The sequence below is a fragment of the Photobacterium sp. ABD4_091 genome, from assembly GCF_056160145.1.
Genome location: NZ_JBSWWQ010000001.1, coordinates 1684490 through 1706851, shown reverse-complemented (window position 1 = coordinate 1706851; position 22362 = coordinate 1684490). Strand labels below are relative to the sequence as shown.

The following is a 22362-nucleotide window of genomic DNA, read 5'->3' as shown; positions in this document are numbered from 1 at the left end:
TTATTCCGGCAACAGATGCTCGGACTGCCACAGCTGCGCCAGCTCTTCACGCTCACGCACCACATGGGCCTGGTTACCATCAACCATGATCTCTGCCGCACGGGCACGGGTGTTGTAGTTCGATGACATCACAAAACCATAGGCTCCCGCCGAACGCACCGCCAGCAAATCACCGGTCTCAAGGCACAGTTGGCGATCCTTGCCGATGAAATCACCGGTCTCACAGATAGGGCCTACCAAGTCATAGGTCACCTTCTCACCTTCGCGTGGGGCAACTGGCACGATATCTTGCCACGCCTGGTACAACGTCGGGCGGATCATGTCGTTCATCGCCGCATCGACAATGGCAAAGTTCTTGTGCTCGGTATGCTTGAGGTACTCCACCTGCGTCAGCATCACGCCGGCATTCGCTGCGATTGCACGGCCCGGCTCGAAGATCAGTTCAAGGTTGCGATGCTCAGTCAGGCGCTCCATCAGGGCCTTGGCGTATTCCGATGGCTGAGGCGGGCGCTCGTCACTGTAGGTCACACCCAAACCGCCACCCACATCAAGGTGGTGGATAACAATGCCTTCCGCCTTAAGGGTATCAATCAACGCCAGCAGGCGATCGGTAGCATCGATAAACGGGTCAATAGCCGTCAGCTGCGAGCCGATATGGCAGTCCATCCCCGTCACTTCAAGATGAGGCAGGCTATGAGCCAAACGGTACACATCCGGCGCCCGGTCAAAGGCAATGCCGAACTTGTTATCGCGCAGACCGGTCGAGATATACGGGTGGGTTTGGGCATCGACATCCGGGTTGATACGCAGTGAAATCGGCGCCACCTTGCCCAACTCGCTAGCTACCTGGTTGAGACGCTCCAGCTCAGGTTCGGATTCTACATTGAAACACTTGATGCCAAGCTCCAGGGCCCGTTTCATTTCCGCCGCCGTCTTGCCGACACCGGAGAACACCACCTTGGCCGGATCGCCACCGGCGGCAACCACTCGCTCCAACTCGCCACCCGAAACGATATCAAAACCCGAGCCGAGCCTTGCCAGCACGTTAAGTACGCCGATGTTGGAGTTGGCCTTAACGGCATAGCAGATCAGATGGGGATGATCGGCCACCGCCTGGTCAAACGCATGCCAGTGACGCTCCAGCGTCGCACGCGAATATACATACAACGGTGTGCCAAAACGGTCAGCCAGTTCGGCCAGTGGAATGTCTTCGGCCCATAGCTGGCCATCTTGCTGATAATTAAAGTAATCCAATGTAGTCTCTTCCCTGTCTGAACCGTTTATTGATCGTTTTGCTGTTGCTGCTCGCTGTCGTCAGGCATGTACAGTGCCCCGCTCTGACCACAACCGGTGAGGGCCAGTACGCCCAACACCAAAATTGCTAATAAACCTTTACGCATTTTTGAAAGCCAGTGATTATCATTTCATTGCCCTCTATAATCGCACCCACACTAGGAAAAGCAATAGGACGATCGGGGATGAATGATACAGAATTTCATAAGTTAGCAGATGAAGTGCTGATGAGCATCGAAGAAGGCATCGACGAATCCGGTGCCGACATCGAATACGAGACTACCGGCAACGTACTGACGCTGGAATTTGAGAACCGCAGCCAAATCGTGATTAACCGCCAGGAGCCGCTGCACGAGATCTGGCTGGCATCAAAATCCGGTGGCTACCACTTCAAGTTCAATGGCAGTGAGTGGCGCTGCACCCGCAGCGACAACGAGCTGATCGCCCTGGTCAAACAGGAATGCTCGCTGCACGCCGGTGAAACCGTCGACTGGTGATCACTCCAGCAGGCCACTGATACCAAGATCGGTACAAAACCGGTACAAAAAAGCGGAAGCCCAGGCTTCCGCTTTGTGTTTGTGTCTGAGTTTGTTTTCTCAGCGCGTCATATTGGCATTCATCAACGGCTGGGGCGCCACCACCGCACGGCGCGATGGCTGCTGGCCACTCTTGTACGGCAGTACCTGCGGCTCACCGCTCTCGCTGTGAACAATGTCGTAGAACTGCGGCAGGTTGAAGTTGATAAAGTTCGCACTGTAGCTGAAACGATCATGGGCCGAGGTATAAAAACGGTTCACCCCGTGTACCATCTCGTCTTTGTCGCCGCTGCACTGGCGGTATACTTCAATCCGGTTCGACTCATCGAGAATATAGATATTGAAGCCTGAATCGCAGTCTTCGAAGAAGAACTGGATCAACCCCTCACTGGCATAGGCATCAACGATTTCCGGCGGATGCGGCTCGTCAGTCTTGCCCATCACCAAATTGGCCGAGCCCAATAGCTTGTTGGTCGAGATACAACTGTAGAAATCGACCGAGTTTTCCAGCTTCTGGACCGATACACCACGGCGTTCGAAGAACAAGCCATGGGTCTGACGCGCAATACGAATCGCCTTGAAACGACGGCGCTTTTCCTGCTCAACGGGCTTGAGGCGCATCTCGATACACTCGGCCACTAGCTGGTACACCAAGTTACGGATCAACCCGCGCATGTGTTTGCTGTAACAGAATACGTCCACCGACTCCGGTGGCAGCGCATCCTGGTGCATCTTGCCCAGCACCGTCTTCAAGGCGTCGAGCATCGCATTGTCGCCGGTAAAATTCAGGGTACGCACTTCGTTCCACGAGTTGCGGTACACCAAATCGACACTGCCGACCAGGCACATCTGCTCCGGGCCATAGCTGAAAATATCAGTATTCTTGAAGTCGAACTTGACCGAGCGGTTACGCAGCCGGGTGGTCGGATCGTTTTCCAAGTTAACAAACAGGCCAAGCTGGCGGATCTCGCACGGGCTCGACAGCGCCTGCAGGCTCGGCTGCGGGCGGCGGATCGGGAAGGTGTTACGGATATCACTCACCAGTTGGTAAAGCTTATCGATATCCACCGCCGAATTGCGCACCACGCTATGCAGGCAGGTAGACTCTGTCAGCAAGCCATTGAAGTAGGCCCAAGCCACCAGCTTGCTAAGGTAACGGTTATGCTCCAGCGCCGGGCGCCCCATAATGGCGATCGGGTCGAGCGACTGCTTATAAAGGTACCACCCAGCGGTATTGGTACGCCCTGCCGGTACCTGAATAAGGCTCAGGTCTTGCTCGTGCAAATCAGGTGACAGCTGCGGGTTGAGCAGGGTCACTTTACCCGGCAGCACCTCGAACGCAGCATACAGCTTGCGCGCCAAGATACTGATATCTTCTGGGCTGATCGCCGAGGTAATGTTGTTGCGGCGGGCAAAACGGATCAGATTACGGTAGCTGAGCATCAAGGCATCAAGCAGTTCGTTGTGCGCGCTCTTGACCTGCTCGACCTTCCAGTCACGGCGGCGGTCGAGCTCGACAAGCACCTCTTGCGGCCACTGCCACTCATTGGTCAGCTCCTGCAACACCTTGCGGCGCCAAGGCACCGAGCCAGACGCCGGCTCGCGGGTCAGCTTCTCATGGGTTTTGAGGTAGAAACAGCGACGGACCAAGTCGAGGCGACGGTGATCATCGATACGCTCAAGGTAACGGGTCACCTTCTCTAGCATCAGGTAGTACGCGTCCATACAGAACTCAGTGCGGTCGATCGCAAAGAAGCGACGCTTGCCGTCGACACTGAGCAGCTGGGTATGCGGGTATTCCCACGAATAGGCTTCAAGCAGGATCGCCTTCAATACTGATTTGTACGGCGAGTCGATACTCTTGTAGAGCTGCCACAGGCTGGAGCCGAAGTATTCCTCGGCCGGAATGCGCGACAGGCCACCGAAATCAATCCATTCATCACGATGGATATACCCGCCACCTTCGAGATAGCAGATGTAGTCATCGTAACACTCCTCCATTTCCGGCGGCACCATGAACCACAGCAGGCGCTGGCCAGCTAAGTTCACCGCCGAGCGGTAGAACTCATCCAGCAACAGCAGGTGCTGGCTCGAACCACAGTTCTCACCGGTCATTTGCTCGGAGAAGTTATCGCGGAAGCGGTTTTCGTCGATCAGGAAGAAGTTCGCCTCGACCCCCTGCGCCAATGCCCACTCGGAGATCACCGCACACTTGGCTTCCAGCGCCCGGCGGCTGTCTGAAGGCATATCGGTACGGATACACACCCAGATATCCAGGTCGCTGGTCAGGCTTTGGCCAAGCGAGGCCGTACTGCCCATGGCATAGAGGCCTTGGATAGGGAAAATATCAACAACAGGAGGAGAAATTGGGGTAGCACAAGCCAAGCCACAGTCATCAATTAACTGTTGCTGCTGCTCGGAGGCAGTAAAAGACGCAATCCCCACCGGAACATCCTGATCAAGATAGCCAGGCACCGCCGGGTGATTATAGTGAAGTAGAACCGGTAACAGGTTAAATACCTGTACAGACTGAGGCGTCATAGCGGCACGCGCCCGCTCGAGTCTTAGCTCGTTGAGCTGATCCAATCTACCTTTAAGCGTTTCAATATAGTTCTGCAAATTACTCTTCCAAGAGCTACCAGCTTGAGAGCGGCCCAAATCTTGTCATTAAAGCGGTTGAGATGGCTCGAACCAGGAGTAAAAACGTGATCAATCTAACAGTTTTTGTATTAACCGTAAAGATAGTGGCGTTTTATGACAAATTATGAATGGACTGAAATGTTGCCAGCTGACCTTTCCGTAGTCGCCTTCCCTGAAGCTAGTACAAGTTCACCAAACCGCCACTTTACGATCGGTTATCTGTATGTTGCCAAGGACATATGTGACCAATATCACATTAATTGCAGCTTATAGCAAGACAATATTGCCCCAACGCACTGAGAGCCACACACCAATTACCATCACAGCCCAGTAGTGGTAGGATTAGAAGCAATAATGACAGTGCCCAACTAAATATATGGATCCGATCCTATGACCGATACCCCAATCCGTATTGCCACCCGCAAGAGCCCATTGGCTATGTGGCAAGCCGAATTTGTCAAAGCTGCCTTGGAACAAGCCCACCCGGGCCTACAGGTTAAACTGGTTCCTATGGTCACCAAAGGCGACATTATTCTCGATACCCCGCTCGCCAAAGTGGGCGGCAAGGGGCTATTTGTCAAAGAGCTGGAAGTAGCGATGCTGGAAGGCCGCGCCGATATTGCCGTGCACTCGATGAAAGACGTCCCGGTAGAGTTCCCGGAAGGGTTGGGGCTGGTCACCATCTGCGAGCGCGAAGACCCGCGTGATGCATTCGTGTCCAACCAATACGACAACCTGGAGCAGTTGCCAGCAGGCGCCGTGGTCGGCACCTCGAGCCTGCGCCGCCAATGCCAGCTGCGCGCCCAGCGCCCTGACCTCGTTGTCAAAGATCTGCGCGGCAACGTCAATACCCGCCTGCGCAAATTGGATGACGGTGAATATGATGCCATTATCCTGGCCTGCGCCGGCCTCAAGCGCCTGAAGATGGAAGACCGTATCCGTGATGCCATCGCACCGGAAACCAGCCTGCCGGCTGTCGGCCAGGGCGCGGTTGGTATTGAGTGCCGCCTTGATGACGAGCGTGTCCGCCAGCTGCTGGATGCCCTCAACCACCGTGACACAGAGACCCGTGTACTGTGCGAGCGCGCAATGAACAACCGCCTGCAAGGGGGCTGCCAGGTACCAATCGGCAGTTACTCGCTGCTAGAAGGTGATCAGATCTGGCTTCGCGCCCTCGTTGGCGAGCCTGACGGCAGCCAGATTGTCCGCGGTGAGATCCGTGGCCACCGTAATGATGCCGAGCAGCTCGGTGAGCAGCTCGCCGACCAGCTACTGGCCGACGGTGCCAAGGCAATCCTCGACGAGCTTTACGGCAACGCCTGATGACCATACTGATCACCCGCCCGGCACCCGAATGCCACCAGCTAACCCAACAGCTGACCGCTGCGGGGATCAGTGCTATTGCCCAGCCCCTGCTGGAAATCCAGCCGGGGCAGCAACTGCAAGACCTCCCCAATGCCCTCTCACAATTGCAAAATGGCGATTTCCTGATTGCCGTCAGTGTTCACGCCGCCAACCTAGCGCACAATTACATGATGTCGGTAGGTGCCAGCTGGCCAAAAAACGTGCATTATATAGCGGTCGGCCAGAAAACCGCCGCGGCGCTGCAAGACTATACAGGGCAAGCTGCCCTGACCCCGTCCGAGCGCTGCGACAGTGAGGGGCTGCTGGCCTTACCGGTATTGTCTGATGTGGCTGGGCGCCGAGCGCTCATTCTGCGGGGCAATGGCGGGCGCGAATTAATATACCAGCGCCTTTGCCAGAGTGGGGCCGATGTCTCCTATTGCGAGACTTACCAGCGCAGCTGGATTCCGCTTGATGGCCAGGCCCTTAGCCTGAAGTGGCAGCAGGACGATGTTGACACCCTGGTGGTGACCAGTGGTGAGCAACTAGACCGGCTGGTCAAGCTCATACCAGACAGCGCCAAGGCTTGGTTTCTTAACTGCCAGCTATTCGTACCAAGCCAGCGAATCGCCGATCAAGCCCTCGGGCTTGGTTTTCGTTTAATTTCCAATGTGGGAAGTGCGGCCAACGGCCCACTGTTCACGACCCTAAGCAAAATAGGCACAATGGGAAAATCGGATGACTGATAAAAAAACCAATAATGAAAACCCTGCAGATAAACAACAATCCGCAGCGAACAATACTAATAAGCAAGGACAAGCCAATGCCAAGGCACAAGCGCCCAAGCCTGCCGCTGACAAGAAACCTGCCCCAGAGCAAAAGCCTGCTGCTGAAAAACAGGTAAAAGCCGAGCAGCCAGCCAGCCAGCCGAGTGAAAAGCAGGGCGGCAGCAAAACCGGTGCGATTGCCATCGCCTTGGTCATTGCATTAGGTGCTGGCCTTTACTATCACGGCCACCAGCAGACCCTAGCCCAAAACGGCCAAATGGCCGCCCTGAAGCAGGAAATTTCCCAGCTTCAATCCCAGCTCCAGTCATCCCTAAAGATTTCACAGCAAGAAACACTCAACCAGGTAAACAGCAGCCTGCAGCGTACCGAGACGTCTATCGAGCAGCAGGATAAATCAATCACCGGCTTGCAAATGGCACTGGCTGAAATGAAAGGCCGACGCCCGAATGACTGGCTGCTGGCTGAAGCGGATTACCTAGTCAAGATGGCAGGCCGCAAGCTGTGGCTTGAGCACGACACGGTCAGTGCCACGATTTTGCTGGAATCTGCCGACCACCGCATTGCCGAGCTCAACGACCCGAGCCTGACCCCTATTCGCCAGGCAATGCACACTGATATCACCGCGCTGAAAGCTGTCGCCCGCGTTGACCGTGACGGCCTTGTCCTGCGCCTGACCAGCCTGCAGGAAGAAATTGGCAAGCTGCCACTGGCCAATGCCATCCTGCCAGAAGCGGAAGCGGTCGAGACCACCGAAGTCTCAGCATCGGTAGACGACTGGAAACAGAACCTGAAGACCTCGCTGAAAAACTTCAGCGATCACTTCATCACCTACCGCCAGCGTGACGGCAGTGTGATCCCGCTACTGACTCCAAAACAAGACTTCTACCTGCAAGAGAACATCAAATCCAAGCTGGAAACCGCGATCAAGTCGGTTTACCGCGAGCAGGGCGAGCTGTACACCTCCTCGCTGGCAATGGCCAAAGACTGGGCTGAACAGTTCTATAACATGGAAGATCCTGCGGTTCAGAGCTTCATCGAAACGCTAGAGGCATTGGGCCAAGAGAACATCGAAGCCGACTACCCTAGCAAGCTGCAGTCTCAAGCGCTGATCACCGATACTATCAGCGAGCGCCTACGCCAGCAGGTGAAACCGCTTAGCACAGAGGAGAACCCGGCATGATCAAACTGCTATTGCTGGTTGCCGCACTGATCGCCGGTATCGTTGTCGGCCCAATGCTGGCCGGTAACCAAGGTTACGTGCTGATCTCCGCAGCCAACCAAACAGTGGAAATGAGCCTGACTACCCTGATCATCTTGGTGGTTGTCCTGTTCGGTGCTTTTTTCCTACTGGAGAATATCCTCAAGCGTCTGTTCTCGCTGGGTAGCTCAACCCGAGGCTGGTTCTCGGGCCGCAAGACCCGCAAAGCACGCCTGCAAACCTCAGAAGGCCTTACCAAGGTTATCGAAGGTGACTGGAAGCAAGCAGAAAAGCTGGTTGTAAAATCAGCCAAGCACAGTGATGCCCCGCTGCTAAACTACCTGGCTGCTGCCGAAGCCGCACAAGGCCAAGGCGATGCCAGCCAGCGTGACGAGTACCTGAAACTGGCGGCTGAAATTGATGGCCAGAGCCTGGCCGTTGCCCTGACCCGCGCCAAGCTCCAGTATCGCCAGCAGCAATTCGAACAAGCTGTTGCCACTTTGCAGGACATCAAGCGCGATCACAGCCGCAACCCGGTACTGCTGACCTTACTAAAAGACTGCTACATCCGCCTGGAAGACTGGAAACCTCTTCTAGCCCTGCTGCCTCAACTGGAGAAAGCCGGGGTGGTCGATGCGGAAGAAGCGGCCAAGCTCGAAGCGAAAGCCGAGTGCGGCATCATGCACCATATTGCCAAGCAGCAAGGCAGCGAAGGTTTGATGGGGCACTGGAACAGTCTGGGCCGCAAAACCAAGGCACGCCCTGATCTGGTCGCATGCTTCGTCAAGCTAATGAGTCAGTACAACGCCGACAGCGAAGCGTATACCGTGCTGCGTGATGCGCTGAAAAAGAGCAATGACGAATCGCTGATCAACCTTGTCCCGGCCCTGAAGCTGGCTGACAACCACCCAGCCATTGTTCGCCTGCAGGACTTGCTGCGCTATGACAGCAGCAACCCGAGCACCCACAGTGCACTGGGCCAGTTGTTCATGCGCGAAGGCAAGCTGGAAGAGGCCAAGGAGCATTTCGAGAAAGCTATCGCCCTACGCAGCGATGTCGCTGACTACGGCTACTTAGTTGAGGTGATGGAGCAACTGGATGACAAGCAAGGCGCTGCCGAGCTATCCCGTCAGGCGCTGACATTGGCGCTACCAGCCAAAAGTTAACAAAAAAGCAACATAACATTTTGCAAACAAAAAGCACCCGAATGGGTGCTTTTTTATACTCAAAAGCAATGATTTATGTGTCCTAATACAGATATTTGTTTCTAATTGTTAACAGGCGTTTCAACCTATATCCATCCCATTGCTAGCATTTTGTAAACAGGTTTCAATAGGGCTCCCGTTGCTCAACAGATGGATACCTAACTATGGATATGCTTCCTTGGTTGATCGTTTCTGGCATCATTGTTTCTGTGATCACCTGCCTAATGACTGCAGTACTGATCAAAGAATCATAATTGCCCAGAACAAAAAAACCTCCGCCAGGAGGTTTTTTTATATCTGTCATACGGTCAAATCGATGCTTGCGCCTTCTCCAGCGCCTTGTGGTAGCGGCGGGTTGCCTTCATCGCTTTCTTGAGCTGCTTCTTCTGCTTTTTCGCCAGTTTCTTCAGCTTCTTAAGCTGCTTGGCTTTTTTCTTGGCCTCTTTCCGGCTCGCAGCCACTGCCGGGTGCGTGGCAATCACCGGCGCTGGCGTATCCAGCTCGGCCGCGACGGCAGCAACCTGTGCAGCTCCCCTTGGCAAGGGCGCAACCTTAGGCAGTTCAGATACTGTTGCCGTCTCCACCGATGTCAGGCTCGGTTTCACCGCATGGGCCATGTCGGCAGGGCGCTTCAAGGCACTCGGCTTACACAGGTAAGCTTTCTCCGATGCCACCCGGGTACAGCTGCTGCACATATAATTAGCGGTACTGACAATCCGGCTGATAGTGGAAAACTGGGCCGCGATTTCGACCCGGCGGTATTTACACAACGACTTTGCCATTCCCTCATCTCCGGCTGCCCGGCCAACATCAGACCGGAGTAACTATTCTCATTTACAATATACCGCCGTCATCAAAGGATCGCTACTTCATCGCAGCCTTTACATAGACATCAAAGCGATTTTTCTTGGTCTCAATGGCCATGGCAGGCTTTTGCCCTGCCAGAAACTCCGCATAGTCAGGCCGCTTGACCACGACCCGCCTGGTCGCCAAGGCCAATGCCGGCCCCAACAAGCCATCGGCATCAAGATCAGCACCGACTAGGGTCTGAAATACCCGCATTTCCTTTTTCACCAAGGCTGATTTCTTCTTGTGCGGGTACATCGGGTCAAGGTAGACCACATCCGGCGCGACGAAGTTAGGATCTGCAGCCAGTTGCTCAAGTGCATTATGGCTCGAGGCATGCAGGAGAGTCAGACGCTCGCTGATCCAGCCGCCGATTTCGCTGTCGGCTTTGGCACGCGCCAAACCATCGTCCAGCAATGCCGCGACCACCGGGTGGCGTTCGACCATCTGTACCTTGCAGCCGAGCGACGCCAGTACAAAGGCATCACGTCCCAGCCCCGCAGTGCCGTCAACGACCGTCGGGGTCACGCCGCCTTTGAGCCCCACAGCCTTGGCAATCGCCTGCCCGCGGCCGCCGCCGAACTTGCGTCGGTGCGCTACCGCGCCACCCGCAAGGTCAACATATACTGCGCCCAGCTTGGGTTCGTCGAGCTTGCGCAGCTCCAGTCGCTCAGCCGTCAGGACCAACGCAAACACGCTGTCAGGATCATGGGATAGCCCCCAGCGCTCTGCCAGTAGCTCCAGTTCAGGTTGACGTTCAGGGGACTCACAAATTAAGGCTAGTTGCACACGCACACTCCGGTAAATACAGTGCCTGCCAGTGACACATGACAAGCGATAGGCGGCGGATTATACCACCTCTTCACGCTGGCTCAATTGAGCGACCAGTTGATCCAGTGGCTGGGGACGGCCAAACAGATACCCCTGGGCGTAGTCGACGCCCAGTTCACCGAGTTTGGCAAGGATAGCCTCGTTCTCGACAAATTCCGCCACTGTCTGCTTGCCCATCTTCTTGGCCAGCTCATTGATTGCCTTCACCATGGCAAAATCCACCTCGTCATCGGCGATATCCCGGACAAACATGCCGTCTATCTTGATGATATCGACCGGCATCCGCTTCAAGTAACCAAACGACGACAGCCCGGAGCCAAAGTCATCCAACGAGATCCGGCACCCCAGCTCCTTGAGCAAGGTAAACGAGCGGATCGCCTCGCTCATATTGCCGATAGCTGCCGTTTCGGTAATTTCCAGGCACAGTTTCTCTGCCGGGATAGTGGAGTAGCGGATCTTGTCCTGCAAAAAATGAACGAAGTCATGATCGCCAATCGACTGCCCCGACAGGTTAATGGCACACATGTCCAAGGTCGCGACGGCTGCCGGATGGGCTTCCAGCCAGTCAATCACCGCCCCCACCACATAGCGGTCAATCCGGTGCGCCAGGTTGTAGCGCTCGGCTGCCGGCATGAACAGCCCAGGGGACACCATTTCCCCCTCGTCATTGCGGATCCGCACCAGGACTTCATAATGGTGGCCCTGGTGGCTGGAACTCAGTGGTGATATTTGCTGGGCATAGAGCTCCAGCCGCTGCTCCGACAGCGCCCGGCGGATCAAGCTGACACACTCCATTTCCAGCTCGCGCCGGCGCAGTTCCTCATCCCCTGGATGGTACACATGGAGGCGGTTGCGGCCTTCATCCTTGGCGGCATAGCAGGCAGTATCGGCCTGGGCATGGACCTGCTGGGTCGAGCCTGCGGTCTCATCGATCATCCGCAGGCCAATGGAGGCACTGAAACTAAAGCGGGCAGTCTGCCAGTAGAACTCGCTCTCTTCGAGCAGCTGGAGGATCTCCCGTCCGAACGCTACCGCGTCGGCCAGCTGGCAATCGGCCAGGATCACGGCAAACTCATCGCCGCCGAGGCGTGACAGGACAGCCTGTCCCGGGGTGATCCCCTTAAGCATCATCGCCACTTGTTTGAGCGCCTCATCGCCGGCTTCATGACCGGCGGTATCATTGATCACCTTGAACTGATCCAAATCAATGTACAGCATAGCATGGCGGGCCCCGTGCTCACGGGACTCTGCCAGCGCCTTTTCCAGTGACTGCTCGAAGTGGTTGCGGTTGTATAGGTCGGTCAGGTAGTCATGGCATGCCTGATAGGCAAGCTGCTCCTCCAGCTCACGGGTGGACGTAATATCTTCCCCGACCACCAGCAGCTGACGGTTCTGGGCCTGGCGAATCGTCTCGCGAATCCATACCCTGCGGCCATCGGCACAGCAATAGCGCAGCTGGCGACGCCAAACCCGCTGGCCGCCATTATCCAAAGCAGCACTGATATAGCGTTGCGGCTCAGGCTCGCCGCCCTCATAGAAGCCAGCGACCTTGTGGCCGAGCAAATCCCGCTTGCTGTAGCCCAGCAAGTCGGCGGCAAACTGATTGACCGACTGGATCCGTGACTGGCGATCAACGGTCAGCAGCATGACCGGCTGCTGCTCATAGAGCAAACGGTAACTCGCCTCACGCTCACGCAGCTTTTCCTCCATCTGGTGGCGGGTCGTCACATCCCGGGCCTCCAGCAATAGCTGCACCTCGCCGCTCTCACCCGCCGGCATCCGCTTGATCACCACGTCCAGCATCCTACTGCCGTCTTCATGGCTCTGGATCTCAAGCTCAAGCCGCACCGGCTGACCACATGCTTGGGTCACCGCCCGGCTCAGCTTCAACGCCGTCTCAGGGCTCCAGCAAAACCACCGCCACAGCGGCCGGTCATACTTGACCACCGAACGCCCTACCAGCTCGTGCAGGGCAAGGTTGCCCGATACCAGCATGCCAGCCCTGTCAAAAATCCCGATAAACTGGAAGCTCTGGTCAAACACCCCTTCGAACAAAGCCCGGCTCTGCTGCAGCCGTTGCTCACCTTTGCGCAACCTGCGGATCACCATCACCAGCAGGGCGATAACCCCTCCCATCACGCTCAGGGCAACAGTAAGCACCCGGATTTCATTCTGGTAACGGTGGAACCAGCTCTCCGGCCGATTGATGATCAGGGTTTCGTTGTTATCGATCTCCAGCCCCCAACGGGCAATTTCAGGGAAATTGAAGATTTCCTTGCCGGTACTGCGGATAAAAGTCGGGAAACGGGTCACCTTGCCGTCTAGCAGCTTGACCAGCATCTTGCCGATCTGGCGCCCCTTGTCATAGCTCCCCACCATCACGCCACCGACAACACCATGGTTGAGCATGTATTTATAGGAGGCATACACCGGCGCAGAAGCGCGGTTCGTCAGCTCCTCAAGAAAATCGTCACTGCTCATGTAGTGGCCGAGGCTATCCTGAAAATAGCTGAGGAACAGGATCGCCGAGCGGGGGGGCAATACTTCAGACTCGGCCAGTACCGTCGCAAAGTCAGCGTCTTGTATCCGGATCACTTCGAGGTCGAGGAAATTAACCGAGAGAAATTCATTGACCCCTTTCCACAGCGCCCGCCCGGTGACCGTATTGTCCGCCAGCACATACATAGTGCGCAGATCCGGCTGGACCGACAGTGCCAGGCTAATATTGGCAGAGGCATCGGTTTGGTCGAGGATACCGATGACTTTTTTCAGCCGCCGGTGCTTGTGGGGGTGGTAATCATTGATGCCCGCCAATATCACCGGCGTCTCGCCAACCTCTTCGGCCAGCTGGTTGATCAGCCACAGGGCATTGTCATCAGTGGCCACGATAGCCCGGTAGTTCTCCCGCTTCAGCTTGGTCCGGTAGATATCCAACAGCTCATTGAGGTAGGCCGGCGACTGGTAGCGCTTGCTGTCCATGTAATTAACATGGAGCGAAACCCCTTGGGTACTGGCCACCGATTCCAGTCCGGCCTGGAGCCCATCCGTCCAGCGCATGCCCTTATGGTAGGAGTGGATCACCAAAGTGTCATAGGCCGATGCCTGGAGCGGTAGCCAGCCAAGGAAAAACAAAAAAGCAATCAAACGCATAAGGGTCAGGGGTCCTGTCTATCAGTTGCAGGGCCAGAAGCAGGCCAAACGATAATTTTTTAATATAATTTAGCGACATAGCTGGGCGACAGTATAAGATATGAGCAAGCACGTATAAACCAAGGATTGCTTCTACCATGACCAGCCAGATTCGAATTGATGATCTCGACCGGGAAATCCTCAATACCCTGATGAACGATGCCCGCACTCCCTATGCCGAAATGGCCAAGCGGTTCAATGTCAGCCCGGCCACGGTCCATGTTCGGGTCGAAAAAATGCGTGCAGCCGAAATCATCACCGGCACCGAGGTGATCATCAACCCCAAGCTGCTCGGTTACGATGTGTGCTGCTTTATCGGCATCAACCTCAATGCTGCCCGTGACTACCACTCAGCCCTGCGCAAGCTCAACGAGCTCGACGAAGTGGTTGAAGCCTATTACACCACCGGTGCCTACAATATCTTCGTCAAGCTGATGTGCAAATCGATAGAAGAGCTGCAGTATGTGCTGATCGACAAACTGCAGGCTATCGACGAGGTCCAGTCGACCGAAACCCTGATCTCGCTCCAGAACCCGATCAACCGCAACGTCAAACCCTAGCGCACACCGGAGCTGCCACCATTAAAAAAGGCCAGCACTTTCGCGCTGGCCCTGCAACATCTTATGAGTAAGTGAATACTTACTATTCACCCAGTTTATCCAACTCAGCCTGGCGTGCTGCGGCGTCTTCCGCCAACCACTCGGCAACCGACTTGGCAAAATAAGTCAATACGCCATCGGCACCGGCGCGCTTGAAGCACAGCAACGATTCCATCACGGTCTCGCGCTCTTTGAGCCAGCCATTCTGGATTGCTGCCATGTGCATCGCGTACTCACCGGACACCTGGTAGGCAAAGGTCGGTACCTGCAGCTCGCTCTTCACTCGGCGAACCACGTCCAGGTATGGCATACCCGGCTTGACCATTACCATGTCAGCGCCTTCGTTGACGTCCATCGCGACCTCATGCAACGCTTCGTCAGTGTTAGCCGGATCCATCTGGTAAGTCTTCTTGTCACCGCCTTTTAGGTTACCCGCCGAGCCGACTGCATCACGGAACGGGCCGTAGTAGTTCGACGCGTACTTGGCGGAATAAGCCATGATTTGGGTATGCACATAACCCGCTTCTTCCAGTGCTTCGCGGATAGCACCGATACGACCATCCATCATGTCTGACGGCGCAACAACATCGGCACCCGCTTCGGCATGGGACAAGGCCTGCTTGATCAGCACCTCGGTAGTGACGTCATTGATGACATAGCCGTCTTCATCGATGATGCCATCCTGGCCGTGGATAGTGAACGGGTCGAGGGCAACATCGGTGATCACGCCCATCTGCGGCACGTGCTCTTTGAGCAAACGCACGGCACGCTGGACCAAACCTTCCGGGTTAAAAGCTTCCGCAGCACAGACAGACTTGAAGTCCTGGGATACCACAGGGAACAGGGCAATTGCCGGCACACCCAGTGTCGCCAGGTATTCTGCTTCCTGAAGCATCAAATCAATAGACAAGCGTTCGATCCCCGGCATGGAATCAACGGTCTCACGACGATTCTTACCCATCAGGATAAACATCGGGTAAATCAGGTCATTCACAGAGATCTGATTTTCTGCCATTAAACGGCGGCTGAAATCATGCTTACGCATGCGACGCATACGGCGTGCCGGAAACGCGCCCTGGATAGATACAGACACTGCATACTCCTTTTATGGGTTAAATCGCTTTAGTTGGATCATATCACTCTCATTGGGCTGAAAGTGATCCGATATCGAAAAATGCCTGGGTGGTAACATAAGCATTGGCCATCACCTGCTCAGCCTGCTGGCCACGGCACTCGGCAATGACAGAAGCAATATGGGGCAAGAACTTAGGCTCGTTGCGGCTGGATTTGGGCTTTGGCCGGTAATCCCTTGGCAGCAAATAAGGGCAGTCGGTTTCTACCATCAAGCGGCTATCGGGAATATCGCCGACAATCTCGCGCAACTCGGTGCCGCGGCGCTCGTCGCAGACCCAGCCGGTGATACCGATGTGGAGATCCAGCGCCAGGCAGTCGTGCAACTCCTCGCGGGTGCCAGTGAAGCAGTGAAGGACTGCGGCAGGCAGCTTGTCCCGCCACGGTTTTAGGATCGCCATAAAGCGTTCATGGGCATCACGGCAGTGCATGAACACCGGCATATTGAGCTCAGCTGCCATCGCCAGCTGGGCCTCGAAAACCGCTTCTTGCTGCGGGCGGGGGGAGAAATCACGGTTGAAGTCTAGGCCACATTCACCAATCGCCACGACTTCTGGCCGAGCGGCCAGCTCACGGATTTCAGGCAAAGATAAATCCTGAACGCTTTTGGCGTCATGGGGATGGACCCCTGCGGTACTATAAGTATACCCCGGCCACTGGCGGGCCATCGCCAAAGCCTGCCGGCTTTCCTCGATACTGGTACCGGTAAGAATAAGGCCGTGGACACCCGCTGCTTTAGCGCGTGCCACGACCTCGTCGCGGTCTTTGTCGAACCGGCTGTTGGTCAGGTTGACCCCGATATCAATCATCGTTGTTTCCACTCTTTTTGTTAGCAATGGAAACAACTTAATGAATATCGCTACGTATTGCTATCACCCTTTGTAAATTTTCGGGTTGAATACATCACGCAACCAGTCACCCAACAGATTGATAACCAATACCAAGGTCACCAATACCAGCCCCGGGAAGGCGGTGATCCACCATGAACCAGAGAAGATATAGTTAAAACCGATGCTGATCAGCGAGCCCAGTGACGGCTGGTCAACCGGCAGGCCAAGGCCAAGGAAAGACAGCGCTGCCTCGGACATAATGGCATTGGCCACCTGTACGGTTGAAATCACCAAGATAGGCGACAGGCAGTTCGGCAGGATATGGCGGAACATGATCCGTGGCGCCTTGAAGCCCATCACCTTGGCCGCTTCGACATATTCCTTTTTCTTCTCGGCCAGCACCGAAGCCCGCACGGTACGCGCATACTGCGGCCACTCGGCAATACCAATAATGACCACCAGCATCACCACCGCATACTGGGCAAACAGCTCCGAGCCAAGCGCGGTACGGAAAATCGCCGAGACGATAATCGCCACCATCATGGTCGAGAAAGACAGCTGGACATCGGCAAATCGCATCAGGAAGCTATCAACCCGGCCGCCAAAATAACCGGCACTCAGGCCAATCACCACACCCAGCACCAGCTGCAGGCCCACCGCCAGCAGGCCAATGGTCAGCGACAGGCGCGAGCCATACAGGATAGTCGAGAATATATCCCTACCCTGGTTATCGGTGCCCAGCAGGAAGCGGCTGTCACCCTCCTCCATCCAGGAAGGCGGCAGCTCTGAGTCCATAATATCAATGGTCGACAGATCATAGGGGTTAGTCGGGGCAACTACCGGGGCCAGCAGTGCCGAGACGGCAAACACCATGAAGACGGCAAAGCTGACCATCGCCACTTTGTCACGGCGGAAGTAATAGAGGAAATCTGACTGCTTGAAACGCTCCCAACGGCTTGGGGCAGCGGCTGTGGTACTACTCATGACTTACTCTCCCTTGCCAGTCAGGTTTACAGTTGGGTTTACCAGGCCATACATCAGGTCAACAATGGTGTTGGTAACCACGAAGATCAGGCCGACAAAAATAACGTAGGCAGTGATCAGCGGGGTGTCGACCCGGTTGATCGCCTCCAGGAACAGGAAGCCCATGCCCGGCCACTGGAATACCGTTTCGGTCAAAATGGTATAGGCGACCATGGTACCGATCTGGACACCGCCGACCGTCAGTACCGGCAGCATGGTATTCTTCAACGCATGCTGGTAATAAATTTTGTTCATCGCCAGGCCCTTGGCCTTGGCAAACTTGATGTATTCCGAGCTCAGCACCTCCAGCATCTCGGAGCGCACCAGGCGGATAAACAGCGGCAGCATGATTGACGCCAATGCAATACACGGCAGCACCAAATGGCGCAGCCCATCAAGGGTAAAATAGCCCGACTCCCAACCCAGCAGGTTGGCCGTTTCGCCGCGCCCGTAGGACGGCAGCCAGCCGAGCTCTATCGAAAACACATACATCAGCATAATCGCAGTCAAAAAGACCGGAATGGAAATGCCGATACTACTGAAGGCCATCACCACTTTGGTGAAAAAACTATGGGGGTGGATTGCCGAATAGACCCCAAGCGGGATCGACACCACGATAATAATCAGGGTTGCCCCGAACACCAGCTCCAGGGTAGGCACGAGTTTATCGAGGATCACCTCTGCCGCCGGGCGCTTGAAGAAATAGGATGTACCCAAGTCGCCTTGCAGCGCGTCGCCGACAAACCGGCTGTATTTGACAATAAACGGGTCGTTAAGACCCAGCTCGTCACGAAGTTGTTGACGTTCAGCTTCTGATACCGACTGCCCCACCAGCTCACGCAGCGGGTCGCCAAGGTTATCCTGAATGGCAAACGCCACCAGACTGATCACAAACATCACTATCAGTGCCTGAAACAGGCGCTTGACCAGAAACGTAAACATTCCCTGCCCCTTTATTCATCCTTAAAAACAGCACCGGCCATTGCCGGTGCTGGCAAGCCGCCGGTTACCCGGCGGCAGTATTACCATTACTCTTCAACTACCAGATCACCGAAGTACGGGAAGTTCATACCGTTAACGATCGAGCCAATCTTCAGGTTAGTTTTCGCAGCCCATGATGGGTCCTGCCAGTGCAGCGGCACGAACGCAGCATCGTTGTACAGCAGCTCTTCCACCTTCTTGAGCATCGCACTGCGCTTCTCTAGATCAGTTTCTTTATTGGCATCAATAATCAGCTGATCCACTTCTTTGTTTGAGTAATGGCCACAGTTGTACTGGCCTTTACCTGTGCCTTCATCACGGGTCATGGTCAGGAACTCAGTGAAGTTCGCTGAATCTTCTGTATCCGGGTGCCAACCAATCATCATCATGTCTGCCGCACAGACATCGAACTCAGGCCAGTACTGGGCTTTTGGCAGGGTTTTCAGGTCAACCTTGATGCCAATTTTCGCCAGCATGGCTGCCGCAGCCTGTGAAATCTTGTCATCATTCACATAGCGGTTGTTTGGCGACATCATCGTCAGGGTAAAGCCGTCTTCGTAACCTGCTTCTTTCATCAGCTGCTTGGCTTTTTCAACGTCAAAACGCGGTGCTAGGCTTTCTTCGTAGCCCGCGTAGCCCACAGGGCTCTGCTGGCCTGCAGCGGTTGCAGCGCCTTTCATGACACGCTTGGCAATGCCCTCGTTGTTAATGGCATAGACAATCGCCTGACGAACACGGACATCTTTCAGGGCTTCATTAGAGTTCTGGTTCATCTGGAAAGTGATGATACGGGTACCCGGCATGGTGATCAGGTCAACATCCTTGGCACGCTCGATACGGTTGTAGTCATTTGGGCCAACCGGCGCAATCATATCGACGCCACCAGACAGCAACGCAGCGACACGGGTCGCATCTTCTTTGATTGGAACCAAGGTCAGCTTGTCGACGTTACCCTTCGAGCCTTTGTCCCAATAGTCGGCAAAGCGTTCGAACTCAACTTTTACACCCTGCTCGCGGGATGTAACGATAAATGGACCAGTACCTGAAATGTTGCCAGAAGCAAAGGAGTTACCGTGCTTCACCAGCTCAGCCTTGTCTTTGCCATCTGCCGTTTTACCGGTGTAGAACTTGCTATCCATTGGGAAGATGTAAGTCGCTACGTTTTCTACTAGCGGGTAAGTACCGTCAGTTTTGATCTCAACCGTGTAGTCATCAACCTTGGTCAATGACAGCAGTGGCTCAAAGATACCTTTGAAGTCAGGGGATTCTTTCAGGCGGGCAAACGTCCATACCACATCATCGGCCGTTAGCTCATTGCCGGAATGGAACTTCACCCCTTTGCGCAGGTTGAAACGCATTGTTTCGTTATCAACACGCTCCCAGCTTTCTGCAAGGCGAGGCTCGAACTCCATATCCTGGGTAAAGCGGATAAGTGGGTCAAAAACCATGTGGGATAGCTGCATCGTACCGCCAGATAGTTGCTCATGCGGGTCAAGTGATACCGGGTCAGCATCGTAGGCAACTTTGATTTGGGCAGCAGCGGCACTAAAGCTCAGGCCGGCAGCCATTAGGGCAACGGCCAATTTGGTCTTGATGGTTTTCATTGCATAGCTCCTTTATGCGGGGAGGTAACTCCCTTGCTATTGTGTTTGCTTTTGTTGTGTCCGATTCCCGCTGCACAGTTCGGTGCAGCGGTAAATTTGGATTAAGCTAACTTGAGTCCTTCCTGGCTCATGCCTTTGAATTCGGGCATCAGCGATATCAACTGGCGGCTGTATTCATGCTGTGGGTTGGTAAACAGTTGCTCGGTCGGTGCGACCTCCAACAACGTACCTTTCTGCATCACCCCGATGCGGTCACACATCTGGCGGATCACCGGCAAATCGTGGCTGATGAACAGCATGGTCAGGTTCAGCTCGTCCTGCAGGTCTTTGAGCAGGTTGAGAATTTGCGCCTGAACCGAGACATCCAATGCCGATGTCGGTTCATCACAAATCAAGAGGCGGGGACGGGTGGCCAATGCCCGGGCAATCGAGATCCGCTGGCGCTGGCCACCGGAAAACTCATGCGGGTACTTCACGCCGGAGGCGCTGCCCAAACCAACGTGATCAAGCAGATCATTGACGATCTGGCGAGTCTGGCTTTCGTTGTCGGTCAGTTTATGGAAGCGGATTGGCTCGGCAATGATATCGGCGATCTTCATCCGCGGGTTCATCGAGGTATACGGGTTCTGGAATACCATCTGCATCTGGCGTCGCAGCGGGCGGCGCTCAGCTTCATTCTTGAGGGCTGTCAGATCGACACCTTCAAAGGTGATTTTGCCAGAATTAGGCGGGTACAAGCCAGTGATTGCCCGGGCAATGGTCGACTTGCCGGAGCCTGACTCACCGACCAGGCCAAAGGTTTCACCCTCGAAGATCTCAAAGCTGACATCATTGTTGGCCTGGACGTATTCACGGCGGCTCTCGAAGAAAGAGTCCTTGGTAACAAAGCGCAGGTTGACGTTCTCGACCTGCAGCAGTGCACCGGTATAGCTGCGCTGATCTTCGCTCTGCCCCAGCCAGTGGTTCTTCACGTCCAGCTGGCTCATCTCCTGGGCTTCTTCGATATAGCTCACCAGCGGGAAGCGCTTGAGCTTAATATCAGAGCGCGGCACCGCTGAGATCAGGCTCTGGGTGTATGGGTGGTTAGGGCGGCACAGCACTTGCTCAGTCTCGCCCATTTCAACTAGGTCGCCACGGTACATGACCGCAACCCGGTCGGTAACATTGGAAACGACCCCCATATCATGAGTCACCAACATACAGCCAACGTTTTTCTTCTGGCAAAGCTCACGGATAAGGTTGAGGATCTGATCCTGGATCGAGACATCCAACGCCGTCGTTGGCTCATCGGCAATAATCAAATCCGGCTCACCAGCCAGAGCAATCGCAATCACGACCCGCTGACGCATGCCGCCGGAAAACTGATGCGGATACTGTTTGATGCGCAGCTCAGGCTGCGGGATCCCAACTTGCTCCATCAGGCTGATCGCACGTTTAACGGCTTCTTCCTGGCTTACCTTCAAGTTGGTCACAATGGTTTCGGTCAGCTGCTGCTCAACCGTAAACAATGGGTTGAGTGAGGTCATCGGATCCTGAAAGATAAAACCGATTTTCGACCCACGCACCGAGCGCATCTGCTCAGCCGTCAAACCCGAAATCAGTTCACCATCAAGGTAGACATCACCTTTCGCCACCCGCCCCGGCGGGCTAAGCAAATCAATGACCGCATTCCCCACGGTTGACTTACCGGCACCGGACTCACCGACGACGCCGACAATCTCCCCTCGCTCAATAGAGAACGAGAGCGATTTCACTGCAGCATGAACCCCATGTCGCGATGGGTATTCGATACGCAGGTTTTTCACTTCCAATAAAGCCATTACCAGACCCCAACTGCTTGGCAGCGTTCTGCCCTGTCTGAAAAATTGAATCCCTTCTTTCAGCATAATTCGCTGAATATATGTTCAGGACATAATCTGTCAAAAGTTTCACAAAAAATCAACAAGACATTCGTAAAAACCAGCAAAACGAATAAAAAGAGAATAATTAATCAAACCAAAAGAAAGAAAAGTAGGATGTCAGGAGCAAATGCAGGTAAGACCACCACGTGCAATACAGATAACTAGTAGTGTAAGACACTACAAATCCCGTTATATGATATAGCTAACACTTTCCCATGCTGCATAAATAATCAAACAACACAAAACCCAAGTTAACAATAAAGAAACAAACACCGTGTTATTAAACTGTATCGGCGTGAAATCCCGCATTACTATCACAAAGCAGATGGGTAAGCTGTAACAAAAGATTATTGACAGTAGATCACACTATTCGTTTTGATGGGAGATCGTGTCTGATAACAGCAATCCGACTTCTGCAGGTTC

General features: G+C 54.7%; 18 protein-coding genes. 6 read left to right on the top strand and 12 right to left on the bottom strand.

Going from position 1 to position 22362, the window contains the following annotated elements; genetic code table 11:
• Both lysA and lptM read right to left on the bottom strand, forming a co-directional pair.
• Positions 1-1254, bottom strand: coding sequence for a diaminopimelate decarboxylase (gene lysA / locus ACXAGQ_RS07970; protein WP_475253076.1), 1254 nt, complete (start codon positions 1252-1254; stop codon positions 1-3).
• Positions 1255-1280: 26 nt separating this feature from the next.
• Positions 1281-1400 (bottom strand): LPS translocon maturation chaperone LptM, encoded by a 120-nt coding sequence (gene lptM, locus ACXAGQ_RS07965; RefSeq protein WP_255041592.1) that lies wholly within the window; start codon positions 1398-1400, stop codon positions 1281-1283.
• Positions 1401-1478: 78 nt separating this feature from the next.
• Between lptM and cyaY the strand changes: the two genes are divergently transcribed.
• Positions 1479-1790, top strand: a complete 312-nt coding sequence (gene cyaY / locus ACXAGQ_RS07960) for an iron donor protein CyaY (RefSeq protein ID WP_475253074.1) — start codon at positions 1479-1481, stop codon at positions 1788-1790.
• 99 nt (positions 1791-1889) lie between these two features.
• On the opposite strand, the gene ACXAGQ_RS07955 is transcribed toward cyaY, so the two are convergent.
• Positions 1890-4448, bottom strand: a complete 2559-nt coding sequence (locus tag ACXAGQ_RS07955) for a class I adenylate cyclase (RefSeq protein WP_475253072.1) — start codon at positions 4446-4448, stop codon at positions 1890-1892.
• A gap of 411 nt (positions 4449-4859) precedes the next feature.
• Between ACXAGQ_RS07955 and hemC the strand changes: the two genes are divergently transcribed.
• The 4 genes from hemC to ACXAGQ_RS07935 are packed head-to-tail and all read left to right on the top strand — an operon-like array spanning position 4860 to position 8965.
• Positions 4860-5792, top strand: a complete 933-nt coding sequence (hemC, locus tag ACXAGQ_RS07950) for a hydroxymethylbilane synthase (protein ID WP_475253070.1) — start codon at positions 4860-4862, stop codon at positions 5790-5792.
• Positions 5792-6559: a uroporphyrinogen-III synthase gene (locus tag ACXAGQ_RS07945; RefSeq protein ID WP_475253068.1), complete on the top strand. Its 768-nt coding sequence runs from the start codon at positions 5792-5794 to the stop codon at positions 6557-6559. The genes hemC and ACXAGQ_RS07945 overlap by 1 nt, the downstream gene beginning before the upstream one ends.
• Entirely contained in the window at positions 6552-7781 is a 1230-nt protein-coding gene (gene hemX / locus ACXAGQ_RS07940) for a uroporphyrinogen-III C-methyltransferase (RefSeq protein WP_475253066.1), read from the top strand. The genes ACXAGQ_RS07945 and hemX overlap by 8 nt, the downstream gene beginning before the upstream one ends.
• Positions 7778-8965 carry a heme biosynthesis HemY N-terminal domain-containing protein gene (locus tag ACXAGQ_RS07935; protein ID WP_475253064.1) on the top strand — a complete coding sequence of 396 codons (1188 nt, stop codon included), beginning with the start codon at positions 7778-7780 and terminating at the stop codon, positions 8963-8965. The genes hemX and ACXAGQ_RS07935 overlap by 4 nt, the downstream gene beginning before the upstream one ends.
• A gap of 347 nt (positions 8966-9312) precedes the next feature.
• Here ACXAGQ_RS07935 and ACXAGQ_RS07930 read toward each other — a convergent pair whose 3' ends face one another.
• The 3 genes from ACXAGQ_RS07930 to ACXAGQ_RS07920 form a co-directional block, all read right to left on the bottom strand.
• On the bottom strand, positions 9313-9786 hold the full coding sequence (locus tag ACXAGQ_RS07930) for a hypothetical protein (RefSeq protein ID WP_475253062.1): 474 nt from the start codon (positions 9784-9786) through the stop codon (positions 9313-9315).
• 82 nt (positions 9787-9868) lie between these two features.
• Entirely contained in the window at positions 9869-10639 is a 771-nt protein-coding gene (locus ACXAGQ_RS07925) for a class I SAM-dependent methyltransferase (protein WP_475253060.1), read from the bottom strand.
• Between the two features lie 60 nt (positions 10640-10699).
• Positions 10700-13831, bottom strand: a complete 3132-nt coding sequence (locus ACXAGQ_RS07920) for an ABC transporter substrate binding protein (protein ID WP_475253058.1) — start codon at positions 13829-13831, stop codon at positions 10700-10702.
• A gap of 137 nt (positions 13832-13968) precedes the next feature.
• Here ACXAGQ_RS07920 and asnC point away from each other — a divergent pair, with 137 nt between their 5' ends.
• Positions 13969-14430 (top strand): transcriptional regulator AsnC, encoded by a 462-nt coding sequence (asnC, locus tag ACXAGQ_RS07915; RefSeq protein ID WP_107300322.1) that lies wholly within the window; start codon positions 13969-13971, stop codon positions 14428-14430.
• Between the two features lie 82 nt (positions 14431-14512).
• On the opposite strand, the gene hemB is transcribed toward asnC, so the two are convergent.
• The 6 genes from hemB to ACXAGQ_RS07885 form a co-directional block, all read right to left on the bottom strand.
• A complete protein-coding gene (gene hemB / locus ACXAGQ_RS07910) occupies positions 14513-15562 on the bottom strand; it encodes a porphobilinogen synthase (RefSeq protein ID WP_475253056.1) in 1050 nt (349 codons plus the stop codon).
• A 49-nt stretch (positions 15563-15611) separates the two neighbouring features.
• On the bottom strand, positions 15612-16409 hold the full coding sequence (gene tatD / locus ACXAGQ_RS07905; RefSeq protein ID WP_475253054.1) for a 3'-5' ssDNA/RNA exonuclease TatD: 798 nt from the start codon (positions 16407-16409) through the stop codon (positions 15612-15614).
• A 63-nt stretch (positions 16410-16472) separates the two neighbouring features.
• Complete coding sequence (locus tag ACXAGQ_RS07900; protein ID WP_475253052.1) at positions 16473-17414, bottom strand: ABC transporter permease; 942 nt, start codon at positions 17412-17414, stop codon at positions 16473-16475.
• Between the two features lie 3 nt (positions 17415-17417).
• Entirely contained in the window at positions 17418-18395 is a 978-nt protein-coding gene (locus tag ACXAGQ_RS07895) for an ABC transporter permease (protein WP_475245718.1), read from the bottom strand.
• A gap of 86 nt (positions 18396-18481) precedes the next feature.
• Positions 18482-20038 (bottom strand): ABC transporter substrate-binding protein, encoded by a 1557-nt coding sequence (locus ACXAGQ_RS07890; RefSeq protein WP_475253050.1) that lies wholly within the window; start codon positions 20036-20038, stop codon positions 18482-18484.
• 101 nt (positions 20039-20139) lie between these two features.
• A complete protein-coding gene (locus ACXAGQ_RS07885; protein WP_475253042.1) occupies positions 20140-21858 on the bottom strand; it encodes an ABC transporter ATP-binding protein in 1719 nt (572 codons plus the stop codon).
• Positions 21859-22362: the final 504 nt, after the last annotated feature.

Coding starts and splice junctions, on each gene's coding strand:
- ACXAGQ_RS07900 (WP_475253052.1), bottom strand. CDS start 17,414: ATGAGTAGTACCACAGCCGCTGCCCCAAGCCGTTGGGAGCGTTTCAAG.
- cyaY (WP_475253074.1), top strand. CDS start 1,479: ATGAATGATACAGAATTTCATAAGTTAGCAGATGAAGTGCTGATGAGC.
- ACXAGQ_RS07890 (WP_475253050.1), bottom strand. CDS start 20,038: ATGAAAACCATCAAGACCAAATTGGCCGTTGCCCTAATGGCTGCCGGC.
- ACXAGQ_RS07895 (WP_475245718.1), bottom strand. CDS start 18,395: ATGTTTACGTTTCTGGTCAAGCGCCTGTTTCAGGCACTGATAGTGATG.
- ACXAGQ_RS07930 (WP_475253062.1), bottom strand. CDS start 9,786: ATGGCAAAGTCGTTGTGTAAATACCGCCGGGTCGAAATCGCGGCCCAG.
- ACXAGQ_RS07935 (WP_475253064.1), top strand. CDS start 7,778: ATGATCAAACTGCTATTGCTGGTTGCCGCACTGATCGCCGGTATCGTT.
- asnC (WP_107300322.1), top strand. CDS start 13,969: ATGACCAGCCAGATTCGAATTGATGATCTCGACCGGGAAATCCTCAAT.
- tatD (WP_475253054.1), bottom strand. CDS start 16,409: ATGATTGATATCGGGGTCAACCTGACCAACAGCCGGTTCGACAAAGAC.
- ACXAGQ_RS07945 (WP_475253068.1), top strand. CDS start 5,792: ATGACCATACTGATCACCCGCCCGGCACCCGAATGCCACCAGCTAACC.
- ACXAGQ_RS07885 (WP_475253042.1), bottom strand. CDS start 21,858: ATGGCTTTATTGGAAGTGAAAAACCTGCGTATCGAATACCCATCGCGA.
- hemX (WP_475253066.1), top strand. CDS start 6,552: ATGACTGATAAAAAAACCAATAATGAAAACCCTGCAGATAAACAACAA.
- hemC (WP_475253070.1), top strand. CDS start 4,860: ATGACCGATACCCCAATCCGTATTGCCACCCGCAAGAGCCCATTGGCT.
- lptM (WP_255041592.1), bottom strand. CDS start 1,400: ATGCGTAAAGGTTTATTAGCAATTTTGGTGTTGGGCGTACTGGCCCTC.
- ACXAGQ_RS07920 (WP_475253058.1), bottom strand. CDS start 13,831: ATGCGTTTGATTGCTTTTTTGTTTTTCCTTGGCTGGCTACCGCTCCAG.